16 protein-coding genes are annotated in these 19,638 nt (G+C 67.7%); 14 read left to right on the top strand and 2 right to left on the bottom strand.

From position 1 onward, the window contains the following. Window positions 1–4: 4 nt before the first annotated feature. The 14 genes from Y958_RS17385 to Y958_RS17450 all read left to right on the top strand — a co-directional run bounded on the left by Y958_RS17385 (window position 5) and on the right by Y958_RS17450 (window position 16,865). Window positions 5–1,657 (top strand): GH35 family beta-galactosidase, encoded by a 1,653-nt coding sequence (locus Y958_RS17385; RefSeq protein ID WP_186291456.1) that lies wholly within the window; start codon window positions 5–7, stop codon window positions 1,655–1,657. Window positions 1,658–1,732: 75 nt separating this feature from the next. Next, the gene (locus Y958_RS17390; RefSeq protein ID WP_244909567.1) at window positions 1,733–4,651 is read left to right on the top strand and encodes a TIM-barrel domain-containing protein; all 2,919 of its coding nucleotides are present in this window, start codon (window positions 1,733–1,735) and stop codon (window positions 4,649–4,651) included. 311 nt (window positions 4,652–4,962) lie between these two features. Next, complete coding sequence (locus Y958_RS17395; protein WP_040846938.1) at window positions 4,963–6,015, top strand: LacI family DNA-binding transcriptional regulator; 1,053 nt, start codon at window positions 4,963–4,965, stop codon at window positions 6,013–6,015. Window positions 6,016–6,092: 77 nt separating this feature from the next. Next, on the top strand, window positions 6,093–7,058 hold the full coding sequence (locus Y958_RS17400; protein ID WP_088873245.1) for a metallophosphoesterase family protein: 966 nt from the start codon (window positions 6,093–6,095) through the stop codon (window positions 7,056–7,058). Between the two features lie 12 nt (window positions 7,059–7,070). Beyond that, window positions 7,071–7,421, top strand: coding sequence for a cupredoxin domain-containing protein (locus Y958_RS17405; RefSeq protein ID WP_088873246.1), 351 nt, complete (start codon window positions 7,071–7,073; stop codon window positions 7,419–7,421). 12 nt (window positions 7,422–7,433) lie between these two features. Further along, the gene (locus Y958_RS17410) at window positions 7,434–7,982 is read left to right on the top strand and encodes a sigma-70 family RNA polymerase sigma factor (protein WP_186291457.1); all 549 of its coding nucleotides are present in this window, start codon (window positions 7,434–7,436) and stop codon (window positions 7,980–7,982) included. Beyond that, the gene (locus tag Y958_RS17415; protein WP_088873247.1) at window positions 7,979–8,782 is read left to right on the top strand and encodes an anti-sigma factor family protein; all 804 of its coding nucleotides are present in this window, start codon (window positions 7,979–7,981) and stop codon (window positions 8,780–8,782) included. The genes Y958_RS17410 and Y958_RS17415 overlap by 4 nt, the downstream gene beginning before the upstream one ends. Before the next feature lie 138 nt (window positions 8,783–8,920). Further along, a complete protein-coding gene (locus Y958_RS17420) occupies window positions 8,921–10,102 on the top strand; it encodes a fumarylacetoacetate hydrolase family protein (protein ID WP_088873248.1) in 1,182 nt (393 codons plus the stop codon). Window positions 10,103–10,171: 69 nt separating this feature from the next. Then, a complete protein-coding gene (gene xylB / locus Y958_RS17425) occupies window positions 10,172–10,933 on the top strand; it encodes a D-xylose 1-dehydrogenase (protein WP_088873249.1) in 762 nt (253 codons plus the stop codon). Between the two features lie 18 nt (window positions 10,934–10,951). After that, window positions 10,952–11,815, top strand: coding sequence for an SMP-30/gluconolactonase/LRE family protein (locus Y958_RS17430; protein WP_186291470.1), 864 nt, complete (start codon window positions 10,952–10,954; stop codon window positions 11,813–11,815). Continuing rightward, complete coding sequence (locus Y958_RS17435) at window positions 11,808–13,586, top strand: IlvD/Edd family dehydratase (RefSeq protein WP_088873250.1); 1,779 nt, start codon at window positions 11,808–11,810, stop codon at window positions 13,584–13,586. The genes Y958_RS17430 and Y958_RS17435 overlap by 8 nt, the downstream gene beginning before the upstream one ends. A 144-nt stretch (window positions 13,587–13,730) precedes the next feature. Further along, the gene (gene xylE, locus Y958_RS17440) at window positions 13,731–15,194 is read left to right on the top strand and encodes a D-xylose transporter XylE (RefSeq protein ID WP_088873251.1); all 1,464 of its coding nucleotides are present in this window, start codon (window positions 13,731–13,733) and stop codon (window positions 15,192–15,194) included. Then, window positions 15,191–16,213: an aldose epimerase family protein gene (locus Y958_RS17445; protein WP_088873252.1), complete on the top strand. Its 1,023-nt coding sequence runs from the start codon at window positions 15,191–15,193 to the stop codon at window positions 16,211–16,213. Before xylE ends, Y958_RS17445 begins: the two co-directional genes overlap by 4 nt. Window positions 16,214–16,268: 55 nt before the next feature. Next, a complete protein-coding gene (locus tag Y958_RS17450) occupies window positions 16,269–16,865 on the top strand; it encodes a cadmium resistance transporter (RefSeq protein ID WP_088873253.1) in 597 nt (198 codons plus the stop codon). Window positions 16,866–16,934: 69 nt separating this feature from the next. Here Y958_RS17450 and Y958_RS17455 read toward each other — a convergent pair whose 3' ends face one another. Both Y958_RS17455 and Y958_RS17460 read right to left on the bottom strand, forming a co-directional pair. Further along, complete coding sequence (locus Y958_RS17455; protein ID WP_088873254.1) at window positions 16,935–18,983, bottom strand: tetratricopeptide repeat protein; 2,049 nt, start codon at window positions 18,981–18,983, stop codon at window positions 16,935–16,937. Continuing rightward, the gene (locus tag Y958_RS17460) at window positions 18,980–19,612 is read right to left on the bottom strand and encodes a phosphohydrolase (protein ID WP_088873255.1); all 633 of its coding nucleotides are present in this window, start codon (window positions 19,610–19,612) and stop codon (window positions 18,980–18,982) included. The genes Y958_RS17455 and Y958_RS17460 overlap by 4 nt, the downstream gene beginning before the upstream one ends. Between the last annotated feature and the right edge of the window lie 26 nt (window positions 19,613–19,638).

Genomic DNA, 19,638 nt, shown 5'->3' on the forward strand with positions numbered 1-19,638 from the left:
GCCGATGATACGCGTTTCGAACATAACGAAGGCTGGGCGTTCCCTGCTGATGGCGGCCACCATGCTGTCCGGCCTGGCCCCGATGGCGCACCCCTCGGGGGCGCAAGCCGCCGATGGGCACAGCGCTGAGATGCCGCGCCTGGTGCGTGAGGACGGCCGCTATGCCCTGATGGTCGATGGGGCGCCCTATCTGGTGCTGGGCGCCCAGGCCAACAATTCCAGCAACTGGCCCTCGGTGCTGCCGCAGGTGTGGCCGGCGGTGGACCAGGTGCAGGCCAACACCCTGCTCATGCCCATCGCCTGGCAGCAGATCGAGCCTACGGAAGGCAAATTCGACTTCAGCTTCCTCGACACCCTGTTGGCCCAGGCGCGCGAGCACAAGAAGCACCTGGTGCTGCTGTGGTTCGGCACGTGGAAGAACAATAGCCCGTCCTACGCGCCGGATTGGGTGAAGCTGGACAACGACCGCTTCCCCCGTGTCGTGGAATCCAAGGGTATCATGCGCGGTTCCCTCTCGCCGCTGGCCCCCGCCACGCTGGACGCCGACAGGAAGGCCTTCGTCGCCTTCATGCGCCATCTGAAGCAGGTGGACGGCCAGCAGCACACGGTGCTGATGGTGCAGGTGGAGAATGAGACCGGCACCTATCGTGCCATCCGCGACTTCAGCCCCATGGCGCAGAAGGTGTTCGACGGCAAGGTGCCCGACGATCTGGTGAAGGCCCTGAAGAAGCAGCCCGGCACCTGGAAGGATGTGTTCGGCAAGGACGCGGATGAGTTCTTCCACGCCTACTACGTCGCCCGCTTCGTCGACCAGGTCGCGGCCGCCGGCAAGGCGGAATACCCCATTCCCATGTACGTGAACGCCGCCCTGCGCGACCCGTTCAAGGACCAGGACCCCTACAGCTATTCCAGTGGCGGCCCCACCTGGAACGTGCTGGACATCTGGAAGGCGGCGGCGCCCAACATCGACCTGATCGGGCCGGACATCTACGAGCGCGGCTACGATTTCTACACCAAGACCCTGGAACAGTATAAGCGGCCGGACAACGCCCTGTTCGTGGCCGAGACGGGCAACGACAGCGTCTATGCCCGCTATGTCTTCGCCACCCTGGGCCACCAGGGCATCGGCTTTGCGCCCTTCGGCATCGACTACACCCGCTATGTGAATTACCCGCTGGGGGCGGCCAAGATCGATGCGGAGGCGCTGGAACCCTTCGCGATGAACTTCAAGCTGCTGGGCTCCCTGAACCGCGAACTGGCGGCCCTCAGTCTGAAGGGCAAGGTCTGGGGTGCCTCGGAGCCGACGGCCGAGCATAGCAACACGCTAGACCTCGGGCCGTACAAGGTCACCGTCGGCTATGGCTTGCCGCAGTTCGGCGAGGCCAAACCCACCGGCAACGACAAGCCCTGCGGCGGCGTCGTCATCGCCGAGTTGGCGCCCAACGAATACCTGGTGGCGGGATATCACGCCCGCGTCGACTTCGCCCAGACCACCAAGGCCGGCAAGAACGGCTTCATGATGGCCAGCGTGGAGGAGGGGCACTTTGAGAACGGCAAATGGGTGTTCGAGCGCCTGTGGAACGGTGACCAGACCGACTACGGCCTGAACTTCACCTCCATCCCCCAGATCCTGAAGGTGCGGTTCGCCACCTACTGATCCCGGTTGATCCGGCTTGGCCTCTGGGGCCGGGCCGGATCCCGCCTTCCCGATCTTCTCCCACGGAGAATCGCCATGAACGTTCGTTCCTGGGCCTTGGCCTCTGCCGCTTTGGCGCCCGTGCTGCTGCTCGCCTCCTGCGAGACGGCCAAATCCCCGTCCGATGTCGCCGCCATGACGGCGCCGTCGCCGCCCTTCCAGCAAACCGCCGACGGCGTGGTGGTCACGGTTACCAGCGCCGCCGTCAAGAAGGTGCGGCTGCAGGTCATCAACGACCGCATCGTCCACGTCACCGCCGTGCCGGGTGACAGCCTGGATCTGCCCGCCAGCCTGATGGCCGTGGCCAAGCCCGCCACCGGCGGCTTTCAGGTGGCGGAGCACGGCGGCCAGGTCATTCTGACCACGCCGCAGCTGCGGGCCGAGGTCAGTGTCGCCAGCGGCGCCGTCAACGTCTTCGACGCCAAGGGGCAGCCCCTGCTGACGGCGGTGGATGGCGGCAGCTTCGCGCCCGCCACCCTGCCCACGGGCGAGGCCGGCTTCTTCCAGGTGCGCCAGCAGTTCAACCGCGGCACGGATGAGGGCTTCTATGGCCTGGGCCAGCACCAGAACGCCCAGATGAACTATAACGGCGAGGACGTCGAACTCGCCCAGCACAACATGGACATCGGCATTCCCTTCGTGGTGTCGACGCGCAATTACGGCGTGCTGTGGGACAACAACGGCATCACGCGCTTCGGCGATGCCCGCGAATACCCGCTGATGTCCAAGGAACTGAAGCTCTTTGATGCCGACGGGAAGGAGGGCGGCCTGACCGCCCGCTACTACCAGGACGGCAAGCTGAAGCTGACCCGCGTCGAAAGCGACATCAACTATCAGTACATCAAGGATCTGGCCGCCTGGCCGGAGGAGGTCGGCGGCAGCCGCGTCAACGCCAAGCAGCGCGCCACCAAGGACAAGTCCGTGGTGTGGGAAGGCAAGATCGAGTCCCCGGTGGACGGCGTCCACCGCTTTCAGGTCTATGCCAGCGGCTATTTCAAGGTGACGCTGGACGGCAAGGTGGTCATGGACCGCTGGCGCCAGGACTGGAACCCCTGGTACCACAATTTCGATCTGCCCATGGTGGCGGGCAAGGCCCAGACGCTGAAGGTGGAATGGGTGCCGGAAGGGGGCTTCATCTCCCTGATGCATCAGAACCCGTTGCCGGATGGGGAGCGGCATGAGCTGTCGCTGACCTCCGACGTCGCCCGCGCCATCGACTATTACGTCGTGGCGGGCAAGGACATGGACGACGTCATCGCGGGATACCGCCAGCTGACCGGCAAGGCGGTGATGATGCCGCGCTGGGCCTATGGCCTGTGGCAGAGCCGCCAGCGCTACAAGACGGCCGACGAGCTGACCGGCACGGTGGCGGAGTTCCGCAAGCGCAAGCTGCCGCTGGATAACATTGTCGAGGATTGGTTCTACTGGCGCGAGGACGACTGGGGGAGCCACAAGTTCGACGCCACCCGCTTCCCCGACCCGCAGGGCCTGGTCGACACCCTGCACGGCCAGAACGCCCACTTCATGATTTCCGTGTGGCCCAAGTTCTACCCCACCACGGACAACTATAAGGAGCTGGACGCCAAGGGCCACATCTACCGCCGCAATGTCGAGGTGCATGAGCACGACTGGGTGGGCAAGGACGGCTATGAGAACGCCTTCTACGATCCCTATTCGGCGGAGGCGCGGCAAATCTATTGGCGCCAGATCAATGAGAACCTGAACAAACTGGGCATCGACGCCTGGTGGCTGGATGCATCGGAGCCGGATACCCACTCCAACCTCGACATTCCGGAGCGCATGCTGCGCATGGGGCCCACGGCGATGGGACCGTCGGCGGCGTTCTTCAATTCCTACCCGCTGATGCACACCAAGGCGGTGTATGAAGGCAACCGCGCCGCCAACCCCGACAAGCGCGCCTTCATCCTCACCCGCTCGGGCTTCGCCGGCCAGCAGCGCAACGCTGCGGCCAGCTGGAGCGGCGACGTTGCCTCGCGCTGGACCGACCTGCGCAACCAGATCTCGGCTGGCGTCAACTTCTCCCTGTCCGGCGTGCCCAACTGGACGACGGATATCGGCGGCTTCGCCCTGGAAAAGCGCTATTCGGCCAAGAACCCCAAGGCGTCCGACGTGGCGGAGTGGCGGGAGCTGAACCTGCGCTGGTTCCAATTCGGCGCCTTCTCTCCCCTGTTCCGCTCGCATGGGGAGTTCCCGTACCGCGAAATCTATAATCTCGCGCCCAAGGGGTCGGAGGTTTACGACAGCCTGGTCTGGTATGACGAGCTGCGCTACCGCCTGATGCCCTACATCTACACCCTCGCGGCCGACACCTATCACCGCGACGGCACCATCATGCGCGGCCTGGTGATGGACTTCCCAGCCGATCGCCAGGTGTGGGACATCAATGACCAGTACCTGTTCGGCCATGCCTTCCTGGTGGCGCCGGTGACGGATTACCGGGCGCGCAGCCGGGCCGTGTATCTGCCCTCAGGCGCCCAGTGGTACGACTTCCAGACCGGCAAGCTGTATGACGGCGGCCAGCGCATCGCCGCCGACGCGCCCCTGAAGCGCATGCCCTTGTTCGTCCGTGCCGGGTCCATCGTGCCCACGGCGCCGGTGACGCAGTACACGGGACAGATGCCGGACGCGCCGCTGACCATCGTCGTCTATACCGGCGCCGACGGCCACTTCGACCTCTATGAGGACGAGGGCACGACCTACGGCTATGAGCACGGCGCCTTCAGCCGCATCCCGCTGTCCTTCGACCAGGCGTCGGGCACGCTGACCATCGGCACCCGCGCCGGCAGCTTCCCCGGCATGGTGCAGGATCGTGTGATCAACGTCCGCTTCGTCGGGCCTGGTGCCCAGGCGGCCCCGGCCGACTTCACCGCCAAGCCAGACCAGACGGTTCGCTACACCGGGCAGGCCGTCACGGTAACGCGGGCCAAGGTGTGAAAACGCGAGCACGGTCAAGTCCTTAAGGGGGAACGGCCCCGCCGCTTTGCAGATTTGGCAAGGCGGCGGGGCGCTTTGCCGACTCGCCGGCAGGCCCCGAGGCCAAGTTGCGACCCCCATAGCCCTGTATTGGCGCCACTTTAACGCCGCCTACCCATGTAAAGCGGCATCAAACATCCCTGCAGGCCTGCATCCCGGCCAGTTTTTACACAAAACTGGCAGCAGGCGATTGCGCAAATCCCAATGGTACTGCTATCACCGATGCAAACCGGCAGTGGATGCGCGGATCCGATAAGCGGAGCAGGAAGCGTATGGAAAAGCGGCGTGGGCGGAGTTCGCAGGGGGTCACCATTCGTGAGGTGGCGGCGCGCGCCGGTGTTTCCCCGATGACGGTGTCCCGTGTCATCAACAATGAGAACAACGTCACGCCGGCCACCTCCGCCGCCGTGATGGCCGCCATTCAGGAGCTGAAGTACACGCCCAACCCGGCGGCCCGCCGTTTGGCGGGCTCGGAAACCTTCCGTATCGGCCTGCTGTACAGCAACCCCAGCGTCGCCTTCCTGAGCGAATTCCTGCTGGGCGCGCTCGACGAAAGCAGCAAGACCGGTCATCAACTGGTGGTGGAAAAGTGCGGTGCCACCGCCGCCACGGAAAAGGCGGCCCTGCAGAAGCTGTTGCAGAGCGGCGTCGACGGCGTCGTCCTGCCGCCGCCGCTGTGCGAGGCCAAAAGCATCCTGGCGGAGATCGCCAAGTCCGGCGTGGCCGCCGTGGCCGTGGCCGCCGGTCAGCCGGGCCCTGATGTCGCCACCGTGCGCATCGATAATTACAAGGCCGCGCACCGCATGACCCAGCACCTGCTGTCGCTGGGCCACCGCACCATCGGCTTCATCAAGGGCCACCCCAATCAGACCGTCAGCGACCAGCGCCTGCATGGCTTCCTGGATGCCCTCAGCGAGGCGGGGCTGGATCCCGCGGCGGCCCCGGTGGAGCAGGGCTACTTCAACTACCGTTCCGGCTTGGCGGCGGCGGATAAGCTGCTGGCCCTGAAGGACCGGCCCACCGCCATCTTCGCCGCCAACGACGACATGGCCGCCGCCGTGCTGGCAACCGCTCACCGCCTGGGCCTGAACGTGCCGGTCGACCTGTCCATCGCCGGCTTCGACGACACGCTGATCGCGGGGACCATCTGGCCGGCCCTGACCACCGTGCGCCAGCCCATCGCCGCCATGGGCCGCGCCGCCGTCAGCATGCTGCTGGACGAGGTCAAGCGCCGCCGCGGCGGCGGCACCAGCGCCCCGGCGCAGCAGCTGCTGCGCCACACGCTGGTGGAACGCGAGTCGACGGCGGCCCCCTCCGGAAAATAATTTCCGTCGGTCGGGAATAAGCCGGGGCACCGGCCGGTCTTGCCCCCTGGAACCACCTTTTCCAGGGGAGCGGCAGCATGGCCCACCAACCTTCATTGCCTGCGGATGAGATCGACACGGGGCGCCGGCACGCCCTGAGGTGCATGGCCTGGGCCGGCACTGGCCTGGTATGGAGCGTGGCTGGCGGCGTGCCGCTGACGGCCGGCCTGATTGGCGGCGGCGCTCAGGCGGCGCCGGTCCATCCCGGCCTGACCTTCGCCCAGATCAGCGACAGCCATGTCGGCTTCGACAAGCCGGCCAACCCCGACGCGCTGGCGACCTTGCGGGAGGCGGTGTCCGGTGTCCGCAGCCTGCCGACCAAGCCCGCCTTCGTCATCCACACCGGCGACATCAGCCACCTGTCGCGCGATGAGCAGTTCGACGCCGCCGACCAGGCCTTGAAGGAACTGGGCGTGCCCGTCTTCTTCGTGCCCGGCGAGCACGATGTGCTGGACGACGGCATGGGCGCCGCCTATCTGGCCCGTTACGGCAAGGGGCCCAACGGCAAGGCGCTGGGGGCGGGCTGGTACAGCTTCGACCATGGGGGCGTGCACTTCGTGGCCCTGGTCAATGTCGTGAACCTGAAGGGCGGCGGGCTGGGCAACCTGGGGGAGGACCAGTTGGCCTGGCTGGCCGATGACCTGCGCGCCCTGTCCGCCAGCACGCCGGTGGTGGTGTTCGCCCATATCCCGCTGTGGACCGTCTATCCGGAATGGGGCTGGGGCACCGACGACGGCGCCCGCGCGCTGAGCCTGCTGGCCCGCTTTGGCAGCGTCACCGTGCTGAATGGCCACATCCACCAGATCCTGCAGAAGGTGGAGGGCAACGTGGCCTTCCACACCGCCCGCTCCACGGCCTTCCCCCAGCCGTCACCCGGCAGCGCCCCGTCGCCGGGGCCCATGAAGCTGCCGGCGGACAAGCTGCGCGGCGCCCTGGGAGTCACCACCGTTACCTACCGCGCCAAGGCCGGCCCCCTGGCCGTCGTCGACGCCACCCTCGGTTAAGCGAGAAAGCCCATGCGTTCCTTTATTCATGCCGCGCGCGTCGCGGCCGTGCTGTTCTGCGCTCTGGCGGGACAGGCTCAGGCCGAAACTGTCGAGATCCGCATCGACAACTTTACCTTCAGCCCGGCGGAGGTGCGTGTGGCGCCGGGCACCACCATCGTCTGGATCAACGCCGACGACATTCCCCATGCCGTGGCTGCCAACGACAAGTCCTTCAGGTCCAAGGTGCTGGACACGGAGGAGAAGTACAGCCGCACCGTGGCGGGGCCGGGTACGATCGATTACTTTTGTTCCCTGCACCCGCATATGACCGGTCGCATCATCGTGGATGGCAACGGCTCAGGTGGGGCAGGGGGGCATTAGGAGGCGGGCGCCTTGAAGGGTGACGAGACGGCGGACAGGACCCGTCGCTTCCAGGACCTGGTGCTGATCCACCTCGACGCCGCCTATGGCTTGGCGCGCTACATGACGCGCGACCCGGTGGTGGCGGAGGATATCGTCCAGGACGCCTTCCTGCGGGCCCACCGCGCCTTCGACGGCTTTCGCGGCGGCGACGCCCGGGCCTGGCTGCTGACCATTGTGCGCAACAATGTCCGCAGCTGGGCCGCTGCCCGCCGTGACCGGGCCGAGCAGGCGCTGGAGTCGGTGCCCGGGCAGGGCGCGGACATCGCCGATGAGGCGGCGCCGACCCCGGAGGCCTGGCTGGCGGCGCAGGAGGATGCGGCCGACCTGCGTGCCCTGATCGAGGGACTGCCGCCGGCCTTTCGTGAAACCCTGCTGCTGCGGGAGATGGAAGAGATGTCCTATCGCGACATCGCCGCCGTGACCGGCGCGCCCGTGGGGACTGTCATGTCGCGGCTGGCCCGCGCGCGCGACCTGCTGGCCGCCGCCTGGCGGCGGCGAGAGGCTGGAGAGACGAGATGACGGCATGCCCGGACAAGGCGGAGCTGCTGCACGGCCTGCTGGACAACGAACTGGATGCGGCCCATGCCCGCGAGCTGGAGGCGCACATCGCCACCTGCCCGGCTTGCGCCGAGGCGTTGGCGGAGCTGTGGGCCCTGCGCGCGCTGCTGGCCGATCCCACCCTGCGGCCCAAGGCGCCGGCGGCCTTGCGCGCCCGCGTCCTCGCGGACATCGGCGCCGTCGATCCTTTGCGCCCTGTCGGCAAGTCTCAGGGCCGGCCCCGGGGCCGACCCTGGTCCCGCCAGCTGCGGCGCTGGGGCGGGGCGGGGATGGGTGTCGCCATCGCCGCCAGCCTGCTGTTGCTGATGGTGGCCCCGTTCGGGGGCGACGCGGCGCTGGAACGGGAATTGGTGGCGGGGCATGTCCGCTCCCTTCAGGCGCAGCACCTGCTGGACGTACCGACCAGCGACCACCATACGGTGAAGCCCTGGTTCGCCGGCAAGCTGGATTACTCCCCGCCCGTGCCGGAACTGGCGGCGGCCGGCTTCCCCTTGCAGGGCGGGCGGCTGGATTACCTGGCCGGCCGGCCGGTGGCAGCCTTGGTCTATCGCCACGGCGCCCATGTCCTGAACCTCTATGTCTGGCCCGGCGACGGTCCCCGCGAGCCGGCCTTCGAGGCGCGTGATGGCTACAACCTCATGAGGTGGCGGGACGGCGGCATGGCCTACTGGGCGGTGAGCGACGTGGGTGTGGAGGAGATGCACGCCTTTGCCACAGCCCTGGCCGGGGCCGTCGCGGCCCAGAATCCTGGCAAACCTTAGCGCGAAACCTTCGTGCGTCCCGCGTCGAATTCCGGACTGGTATGGTAACGTCGCCTTGACAGCGCTTCTCCCTGGCCTCTAATGTTAGCGTTAACAAGGGCCGCCTGGCGATAACGCACCTTGGGAGGAGTTCAAGAGATGGGGTACCCGGTCGACACGCCGGTGCAGACTACGCACGACAGCATTTTTCCCGAGGACAGCGCGGACGCCGTTCTGTTGGGCCGTATCGACGCGGGCGAGGGGCCGACGCCCATCCTGATCCGCAACGGCGAGATTTTTGACCTGTCGGGCGTGGGCCCGACCGTGTCCGAACTGATGAACCGTCTTGAGCCCGGCCAGATCCCCGAGGGCAAGTCCATCGGCCGCGTGGCCGACTGGGACCTGAACCCCACCTGGGCCGGTGGCACTAAAGGCGCCAAGCTGCTGACCCCCATTGACCTGCAGTGCATCAAGGCCGCCGGCGTGACCTTCGCCGTCTCCGCCCTGGAGCGCGTGATCGAGGAACGGGCGCGCGGCGATGCCGGCAAGGCCCTGGAAATCCGCCAGGCCCTGTCGTCCCGTGTCGGCACCGACCTGCGCCTGGTGAAGCCTGGTTCCGAGAATGCCGCCCGCCTGAAAGAGGCGCTGATCGCCGACGGCCTGTGGTCACAGTACCTGGAAGTGGCCATCGGTCCCGACGCCGAGGTGTTCACCAAGGGTCCGACCCTGTCCGCCATGGGCTGGGGCGTGGAGATTGGCGTGCGCGCCGACAGCCACTGGAACAACCCGGAGCCCGAGGTGGTGATCCTGTGCGACGGCCAGGGCCGCGCGCGCGGCGCCACGCTGGGCAACGACGTGAACCTGCGCGACTTTGAAGGCCGCAGCGCCCTGCTGCTGTCCAAGGCCAAGGACAACAACGCGTCCTGCGCCATCGGCCCCTTCGTCCGCCTGTTCGACAACACCTTTACCATGGACCACGTCCGCGAGGCCGTGGTGCACCTAAACGTCACGGGCGAGGACGGCTTCGTCCTGGACGGCAAGAGCACCATGTCCGAGATCAGCCGCGATCCCCTGGACCTGGTCGGCCAGACCCTGAACAAGAACCACCAGTATCCCGACGGCTTCGCGCTGTTCCTGGGGACGCTGTTCGCGCCGGTCGAGGATCGCGACGCGCCGGGCCGTGGCTTCACCCACAAGACGGGCGACATCGTCAGCGTCTCCAGCCCGCGCCTGGGTACCCTGGTCAACAAGGTGGTGCCCTGCCACGAGGCGGCGCCCTGGACCTTCGGCCTGACCGAGCTGATGCGTAACCTGGCCCGCCGCGGCCTGCTGAACGGGTGATGCCCCTGGCGTCACCCACCCAAATCCGTTCTTTTGGGCAAACCCTTTCCTTTTGGGCCTGAATACATCATGACGCACGCCATCTATCCCAGCCTGCAGGGCAAGCGGGTCATTGTTACCGGTGGCGGCTCCGGCATCGGCGCCGCCATCACCGAGGCGTTCGTCCGTCAGGGCGCCCAGGTCTCCTTCCTGGACATCGCGGAAACCGACAGCCGCGCCCTGGAACAATCGCTGGCCGAGGGCGCGACGCATGCGCCCAAGTTCTATAAGTGTGACCTGACCAACCTGGATCAACTGAAGGCGACGCTGGCGGAAATACAGAACGCCGGCCCGGTCGACGTGCTGGTGAACAACGCCGCCAACGACGACCGGCACACGATCGAGCAGATCACGCCGGAATACTGGGACAACCGCATGGCGGTGAACCTGCGGCACATGTTCTTCGCGTCCCAGGCCGTCGTGCCGGGCATGAAGCAGCAGCGCAGCGGGGCCATCATCAACTTCGGTTCCATCTCCTGGCATGTGGCCCTGCCGGAGCTGCTGATGTACCAGACCGCCAAGGCCGGCATCGAGGGCATGACCCGCTCGCTGGCCCGCGACCTGGGGGAGCACAACATCCGCGTCACCTGCGTGGTGCCGGGCGGCGTGCGCACGGAGCGCCAGATGCGCCTGTGGCACAACCCGGAGGAAGAGGCCCGCATCCTGTCGCAGCAATGCCTGAAAGAACGCGTGGACCCGCCGCACGTCGCTGCCATGGTGCTGTTCCTGGCCTCCGACGATGGCCGCATGTGCACCAGCCACGAATACTTCGTCGACGCCGGCTGGCGCTGAGGATTGGGGCCGGTGACGATGGAGCCGCGCTGCATCTGGGCCTTGGGCGCCACCTTGGGGGAGGGACCGGTGTGGTCCCCCCGCGACCGGGCCCTGTGGTTCGTGGACATCAAGAAGCGGCAAATCCACCGCTTCCGCCCCGCGGACGGGGACACCCGCAGCTTCGACGCGCCGGACCAGCCGGGCTTCGCCCTGCCGCGCGCCGGGGGTGGGTTGATCGTGGGCCTTCCCGGCAAGCTGGCTCGTTTCGATAGCGAAACGGGTGTGTTCGAGCCCTTGGTGCCCCTGGAATGGGATCGGGCGGGCAACCGCCTGAATGACGGCTTCGTCGATGCCCAGGGCCGGCTGTGGTTCGGCTCCATGGATGACGCGGAGGAGGGGCCGACCGGCGCCCTTTATTCCTGGACCGGGACGCTGAAGCGCCATGTGGACGGCATCGTCATCACCAACGGGCCCTGCACCAGCCCGGACGGCCGCACCTTCTACCACACCGATACCCTGGGCAAGACCATCACCGCCTACGACCTGTCGGTCGATGGCGCGCTGGACAACGGCCGCCTGCTGATCACCATCGAGGACGGGGCCGGCTGGCCCGACGGAACGGTGGTGGACGCGGAGGGCTGCCTGTGGGTGGGCCTGTTCGGCGGCTGGGCCGCCCGCCGCTACTCCCCGGCGGGGGAGTTGTTGCAGGTCGTGCGCTTCCCCTGCGCCAACATCACCAAGCTTGCCTTCGGCGGCGATGACCGCTTGGATCTCTACGCCACCACCGCCGCCAAGGGCCTGAGCGACGACGATCGCGCCGCCCAGCCGCTGGCCGGCGGCTTGTTCCATTTCAGGGCCACGGTGCCGGGCCTGCCCCCGGCGGAGATAGCGTATGGTTGACCGTCCTTCTGTGCGATTCCGCTCCCGCGATTGGTTTGACGCGCCGGACCGGATCGACATGACCGCGCTCTATCTGGAGCGCTTCATGAATTACGGCATCACGCCGCAGGAACTGCGCTCCGGCAAGCCCATCATCGGCATCGCCCAGACCGGCAGCGACATCTCTCCCTGCAATCGTATTCACCTGGATTTGGCCAAGCGCGTCCGCGACGGTATCCGCGACGCCGGCGGCATTCCCATGGAATTCCCGGTACACCCCATCTTTGAGAACTGCCGTCGTCCGACGGCGGCCATGGACCGGAATCTCGCTTACATGGGCTTGGTGGAGATCCTATACGGCTATCCCATCGACGCCGTGGTGCTGACCACCGGCTGCGACAAGACCACGCCCGCCGGCATCATGGCCGCCAGCACGGTCGACATTCCGGCCATCGTCCTGTCCGGCGGCCCCATGCTGGATGGCTGGCACGAGGGAGACCTGGTAGGGTCGGGTACCGTCATCTGGCGCAGCCGCCGCAAACTGGCGGCCGGCCTGATCGATGAGGAGGAGTTCCTGGACGCGGCGGCCTCCTCGGCGCCGTCGGCCGGCCACTGCAACACCATGGGCACGGCCAGCACCATGAACGCCGTGGCCGAGGGCCTGGGCCTGTCGCTCACCGGCTGCTCCGCCATTCCCGCGCCCTACCGCGAACGCGGGCAGATGGCGTACGAGACCGGCCGCCGCATCGTCGACATGGCCTATGAGGATCTACGCCCGTCCAAGATCCTGTCGCGCGAAAGCTTCCTGAACGCCATCAAGCTGGTGGGTGCGCTCGGCGGCTCTAGCAACGCGCAGCCGCACATCAACGCCATGGCCCGCCACGCCGGCGTGGAACTGACGGCCGACGACTGGCGCATCCACGGCTATGACGTACCGCTGTTGGTCAACATGCAGCCGGCGGGCAAATATTTGGGCGAACGCTTCCACCGCGCCGGCGGCGTGCCCGCCGTGATGTGGGAGCTGCAGCAGGCGGGCAAGCTGTTCGACAAGGCGATGTCGGTCACCGGCCGCCCCATCGGCGAGAACCTGGAGGGCCGCGAGAGCCCGGACCGGGAGATGATCACGCCCTACAGCGCGCCCTTGAAGGAGCGTGCTGGCTTCCTGGTGCTGAAGGGCAACCTGTTCGACTTCGCCATCATGAAGACCAGCGTGATCTCGGAAGAGTTCCGCCAGCGTTACCTGAGCGAGCCGGGCCGCGAGGGTGTGTATGAGGGCCGGGCCATCGTCTTCGACGGGCCGGACGATTACCACGAGCGCATCAACGACCCGGCGCTGAACATCGACGAACGCTGCATCCTGGTGGTGCGCGGCGCCGGTCCGCTGGGCTTCCCCGGCTCGGCCGAGGTGGTGAACATGCAGCCGCCCGACGCGCTGCTGAAGGCCGGCATCACCAGCCTGCCGACCATCGGCGACGGCCGCCAGTCCGGCACCTCGGACAGCCCGTCCATCCTGAACGCCTCGCCGGAGAGTGCAGTAGGCGGAGGGCTGGCATGGCTGCGCACCGGCGACACCATCCGCATCGACCTGAACCAGGGTACCTGCGACATGCTGGTGGATGATGCCGAGATCCAGAAGCGCAAGGCCGATGGCATCCCGCCCACCCCGCCCAGCTACACGCCGTGGCAGGAGATGTACCGCCAGACCGTGGGCCAGCTGGATAGTGGCGGCTGCATGGAGCCGGCGTTGAAGTATCGGGGTGTCGTGGCCCATCCGCCACGGCACAACCATTGATCTGACGGATCCCCGGTGCCTGGCGACGTCATGTCCGGGTGCCGGCGGTGATCTGAGGTGCAAAGGCGTCCCCGTTCCAGGTGGAGCGGGGGCGCCTGGCTTTAGGACAAATGGCGGGCGACGTAGCCCGTCGGGGAGGAATGAATGGGCAACAAGCAAGGCGCACTGTCGCTGACGACGGGCCTGACACTGATCGCCACCCTGGGCGGTCTGTTGTTCGGGTATGACACCGCCGTCATTTCCGGCGCGATGGCCAGCATCGACATCAATTTCATCAAGCCGCTGAATCTGACGGAAACAGCGCATGACAGCCTTAAGGGCCTGACCATTTCCAGCGCGCTGGCCGGCTGCGTCGTCGGTGGCCTCGTCGCGGGCAAGATGGCCGACCGTTTCGGCCGTAAGCCGACGCTGATCGTCGCCGCCTTGATGTTCCTCATCTGCTCGCTGGGATCGGCTTGGCCGGAGTTCGGTCTGGGCACCATCGGCCAGATGGGCCCGGACGCGCTGACGCCCTTCAACATCTACCGCATCATCGGCGGCGTCGGTGTGGGCATCGCCTCGCTGGTTTCCCCCCTCTACATCGCCGAGATCGCGCCGGCCGAGTCCCGCGGCCGCCTCATCTCCTTCAACCAGATCGCCATCGTCGGCGGCATGGTGGGCGTCTATTTCGTGAACTGGGCCATCGCCGGCCTCGGGGACGAAACCTGGCTGCATAGCACCGGCTGGCGCTGGATGTTCGCCTCCGAAGGGCTGCCCTCCATCCTGTTCGCCGTCCTGTTGCTGTTTGCCCCGGACACCCCCCGCTACCTGGTCATGCAGCGCCGTGACAATGAGGCGTTGGACGTGCTGAAGCGTCTGGGCGGTGCCACCGACCCCAAGGTCACGCTGGTCGAGATCGAGGAAAGCCTGGTCGTGACCAACGAACGCCTGTTCGCGTTCGGCGGTCTGGTGGTGTTCGTCGGCATCCTGCTGTCGGTCTTCCAGCAGTTCGTGGGCATCAACGCCGTGCTCTACTATGCCCCGCAGATGTTCCAGAACATGGGCATGGATACCAATGCCTCGCTGTGGCAGACGGTCATCGTCGGCATCGCCAACGTCGCCTTCACCTTGGTCGCCACCGTTTCGGTTGATCGCCTGGGGCGCAAGCCGCTGCTGATCGCGGGCGGCCTGGTGATGACCGTTTCCATGCTGGCGCTGGGCACGCTGTTCGCCACCGGCCAGGCGGGGCTGGCGGCGCTGGCCGCCATGCTGGTCTATATTGCCGGTTTCGCCTTCTCCTGGGGCCCGGTGGTCTGGATCCTGCTGGCCGAGATGTTCCCGAACGCCATCAAGGGCAAGGCGCTGGGTATCGCGGTCGCGGCGCAATGGATCGCCAACCTGCTGGTCACCTGGTCCTTTAACGTCATGGACGGCAATTCGGTCCTGAATGCCCATTTCCACCACGGCTTCGCCTATTGGATTTATGGCCTGTTCAGCCTACTGTCCGCCCTGTTCGTGTGGCGCTTCGTGCCGGAAACCAAGGGCCGCAGTCTGGAAGCCATCCAGGAACTGTGGACCCACAAGCCCCTGCATGACGCCGTGCAACAGGTGAGGGCGGCGCGGTCATGATCCGATCCTTCGGGACAACCAGGGATGGCGCGCCGGTCCGGGCGGTGCCGCTCGGGCCGGCGGACGGCCTTCAGGCAGAGGTGCTGACCTACGGCGGCATCCTGCGACAGCTGTCGGTACCCGGCCCCAAGGGCCGGCGCAACCTGGTCCTGGGTCTGCCGGACGTGGCGGCCTATGAGAACGACCCGGCCTATCTGGGATGCCTGGTGGGCCGCTACGGCAACCGCATCGCCAACGCCCGCTACACGTATCAGGGCCGCACCGTGGAACTGGTGCCCAATGAGGGCGTCAACCAGCTGCACGGCGGGCCTGGCGCTTACGGCCGCAAGGTCTGGCGTCTGCAGGATTTCCAAGGTGGGGCGGACTCCCGGCTGGTGCTGGGCCTGACCTCCCCGGATGGGGAGAACGGCTTCCCCGGCACCCTGGAGGTGACGGCGGAAATCACCATCAGTGGCGGTGACCTGACCCTGCGCTTCACCGCCATCGGTGACGCGGACACACCGGTCAGCCTGACCTGGCACCCCTATTTCAACCTGGCGGGTGACCCGCAGGTGGCGGCCGATCGGCAGATGCTGCGCCTTCGGTCCCAGCATTTCCTGCCCGTGGGCCCCGGCTTGATTCCCACCGGCGCGCTGGAGCCGGTGGCCGGCACGGCCTTCGACTTCCGCCGGCCGCGTCTGGCGACGCCGCGCCACAACCATCCCCAAATCTTCCAGGCCGGTGGTTATGACCATTGCTTTGTCCTGGACCGGGAAGACACCTGGGACGAGGCGGCGGACTGGGCCGCCACGCTGTCCTCGCCCGACAGCGGCGTCAGCCTGCGCCTGCATACCGACCAGCCGTCGGTGCAATTCTACGGCGGCCAGGGGCTGGCATCCCAATACCCGGACCTGGGCACGGGTGTTTGCCTGGAGCCCCAGGCCTTCCCCGACGCGCCCAACCAGCCGTCCTTTCCGGACACCATGCTGAAGGCGGGTGACCGCTACAGCAGGATGATGCGTTTCAGCCTCAGCTGGTGAGCCACCTGGCGGCATGTATTGACAAAGGGTGCCCATCAAGGCGTCATCGCCCGCGATGGACACCCTTTTTCTTTGCACCGCCGCTGCCGTGGCTGTCTTCGCCGCCACCAACATCGATGACCTTTTCATCCTGGTGGCGCTGTTCGCCGGGGGGCGATGGCGTGCCCGGGACATCGCGGCGGGACAATTCATGGGTATCGCCGTCCTGGTGGCCGCCGGATTGACGGGGGCCCTGGCCGCCCTGGTGGTGGACCCGGTCTGGCTGGGATTCCTGGGGGTGGCGCCGGTCCTGCTGGGCGTACGCCTGCTATGGCTGGGCGGAGGTGAGGGGGAAGGCGACGCGCCTGCCGCCCAGGGCGGCGCGTGGGCCGTCGCCGCTGTCACGGTGGCTGGGGGCGGGGACAATATCGGTGCCTACGTGCCGCTTTTCGCCGCCCAGGACGCCAGCCAGATCGTCGTGACCGTGGCAGTGTTCGCTGTGCTGACGGGCGCCTGGGTGGCCTTGGCCCATTGGCTTGCCACCCACCCGTCGGCCGGGCCGCCGGTGCGGCGCTGGGGCGGCCGGCTGCTGCCCTGGGTGTTGATCGGCATCGGCGGTTGGGTGATCGCCGATGCGGGAACGTTCGCGCTGGTCCGATCCTGGTTGGGTTGAGTTTGCTTGTTCAGCCAATGATGATATGGCCTATGCGGGCGTGCTTAGGATGTTCGGCGGCGTTTCGGCTTACGCGTAGGGACCCAGCCGGCCCAGGTTGGCGGCAGCCTTGTCGTAGCCGGGATTGAGGCGCAGGGCGGTGCGCCAGGCATCCGCCGCCTCCGCGCGCCGCCCCAAGGCCAGCAACACGGCCCCCAGGCTGTTCCATGCCTCGAAGAAGCCGGGCTCCGCCGCCAGCACTTGACGCAGCAGCGGTTCGGCCTCCTCCGACCGGCCGGTCTGGTGCAGCAGCAGGCCCAGCAGGTGCAGGGTGTCGCCCCGCGCCTGGGCGTCCGCCGGCCCGTCTGCCAGCAGGCGGCGATAGGCGGCCTCCGCCTCGTCCCTCCGGCCGGCCTGGTGCAGGGCCAGCGCCCCGTTCAGCGTCGTGGGCAGCGTCGGGGGTGGGGAGGCCGCCGCCGGGCCCACCGCCAAAGCCGCCAGGGCGTGAACCATGCGTTGGATCACATCGGCCAGGGTCTCTTCCTCCCTGGGCGCGGGGAAAATGCGCATGGCGGGGTACCAGGGGCGGACCATGGTGCCCAGCCCGCTCCAATCCTGGCTGGGTGTGGAGATGCGCCAGGTGGGCACACCCAGACCGGCCGCGATCTCCCCCACCGACGTGGGGGCGGTGAGCACCAGATCTAGGGTGGAGATGAGGGCAGCCGCCCCTTCCAGGTCGTCGCGCTGGTCCAGGTCCGGCCAGTCGGCGATGTCCAGGCCACGGGCGCGCGCCTGGGGTATTTCGATGGCGGCGATGTCGCGGTTGTACTGCAGGCTGACCAGATGGATGCCCGGCACTTGGGCCAGGGGCAGCCAGTCGGCCAGGGTGGTGTAACTGATGGCCCGCTCCGCCGTCAGCAGGCCGCTGGTCCAGCACAGCCCCACCTTCAGTCCCGGCCCCAAGGCCGCCACCCGCCCTGCCCACAGGGTGGAACGCTCGGGATCGGGCTTCAGGAAGGGGCGGGCGGCCTGGAAGCTGGCCAAGGTGGGACGGCAATAGCGTGCCAGGCTGCCGGTGGGCAGTTGCGTCGTGGCCGTGGCGGTGCGCGGGTCGGCCGAGGTATCCCGCGACCCGCTACGGGCCACCGCCGCCGGGCGACCTACCACCGTAATGGGGGCGAACGACCGGGCGAACAGGGACACCAGCCGCTCGTCGCATTCCAGCAGGATGTCGGTGCCGGCGGCGCGTACGGCGTCGCTCAGGCCGGCGGCCAGGTCGGGCACTTGGCTGGCGAACAGGATTTCATCGCCCAGGCCTTGCTCCCCCCACAGCAGCAGCCGGCGGCCCAACAGGCTGTCCCCTTGCCACACCGGCACCGGGAAGGACCGGCGCACGGAGGGAAAGTGGCTGACCTTCCATCGGCTTTCATGCAGGGTCCAGGCCTCCGCCCCCGGTCCCCGCAGCAGCAGAAGGCGGGCCAGGTTGTAGCGGGCGTCGTGGGCTAGCTGTTCGCTTGTTCCAGGCTGGGCCAGCAGGCGGCGCAATTCATCCACCGCCACCGCCTGCTGCTCCAGCGCCTTGTGCGCCAGCGCCAGGTTCATGCGGGTGCCGCCGTTGGCGGGATCCAGGGAGACCGCCTGGCGCAGGGCCGCGCGCGCCGCGTGCATGGCCTGTTGGTCGAACAGCATCTTGCCCAGGTTGGCATAGGCGCCGGCGAAGGTGGGATCCAGGGCGATGGCGCGGCGCCAGTGGGCCTCCGCCACCAGGGGCTGGCCATTGTGGCGGGCCACCAGGGCCAGTCCGTTCTCGGCATCGGCGGCGAGGTCGGCCGGCAGGCTGGGCAGGGCGGCCAGATGGGCATAGGCGGTGCCGGCCTCCTCCATGCGGCCCGCCTGCCGCCGCTGCTCCGCCACGTTGGCCCAGGCGGGGGCGTAGGCCGGCAGCAGGAACGCCGCCTGCTCGGCGGCGGCCAGCGCGTCGTCCGCCTGGCCCAGGGCGGCTGCGGCCACGCTCAAGGCCAGCCAGCCGGCGCCATCGTGCGGCCAGCGCGCCACCACCTCCCGGTACAGGGTGGCCGCATCGGCCATGCGGCCGGCGGCCAGGGCGGCCTGCGCCCGGCCCAGCAGAGGCGTGGTCATCCCCGGCCGTCCCGCTTCCGCAGCAGGACCCGCAGCGCGGCCAGGAAGCGCTCCGCCGCCACGTCGGCCGGCCAGGGCTCCCAAGGTATGCCGGCGTATTCCTGGTGCAGGGGATCGTCGTCCAGGGGTTGATAGGGAATCTTGAGCGTGCGGCGGATTTCGTCCCGCGACCAGCCAACCACGTGCAGCGCCTCGCTGGCGGCGGCGATGCGATCGGCCCGCTTATGGTTCTTCTTGGTGGTCAGGTTCCAGGCCGGGATCTGGTACCTCAGGGTGATCGCCCCCTCCAGCCGTGCGGCCAGGGCCTTATACTCCGGTCCCAGGAAGGGCTTCAGCGGTGAAATGGCGTCGAAGCCCAGCAGGCCCTCGTCGGCGTCGTGCAGCAGCTCCCGCAACTCCGCCGCCGGGCTCAGCGGCTTTTCGGCCTGGGCGCGCGACAGGGCCAGCACGGTCAGGGAATGCTGGGCGACCGACAGGGGCAGGGGCCAGCGGGAATGCCCGCCCCAGCGGTAGGTGCGGGCCAGGCCCATGGCTAGGTCCTCGTCATCCCAGTCCAGGGGCGTGGGCGCCAGCAGGTTCAGATGGCGCCGCGATGGCAACCTGACCCAGGCCCGTGCCTCACCGCTCATGCCTGCCGCCTCCCTCCACCGCCATC

The sequence above is a fragment of the Nitrospirillum viridazoti CBAmc genome (genome assembly GCF_000730165.1).
GTDB lineage: Bacteria > Pseudomonadota > Alphaproteobacteria > Azospirillales > Azospirillaceae > Nitrospirillum > Nitrospirillum viridazoti.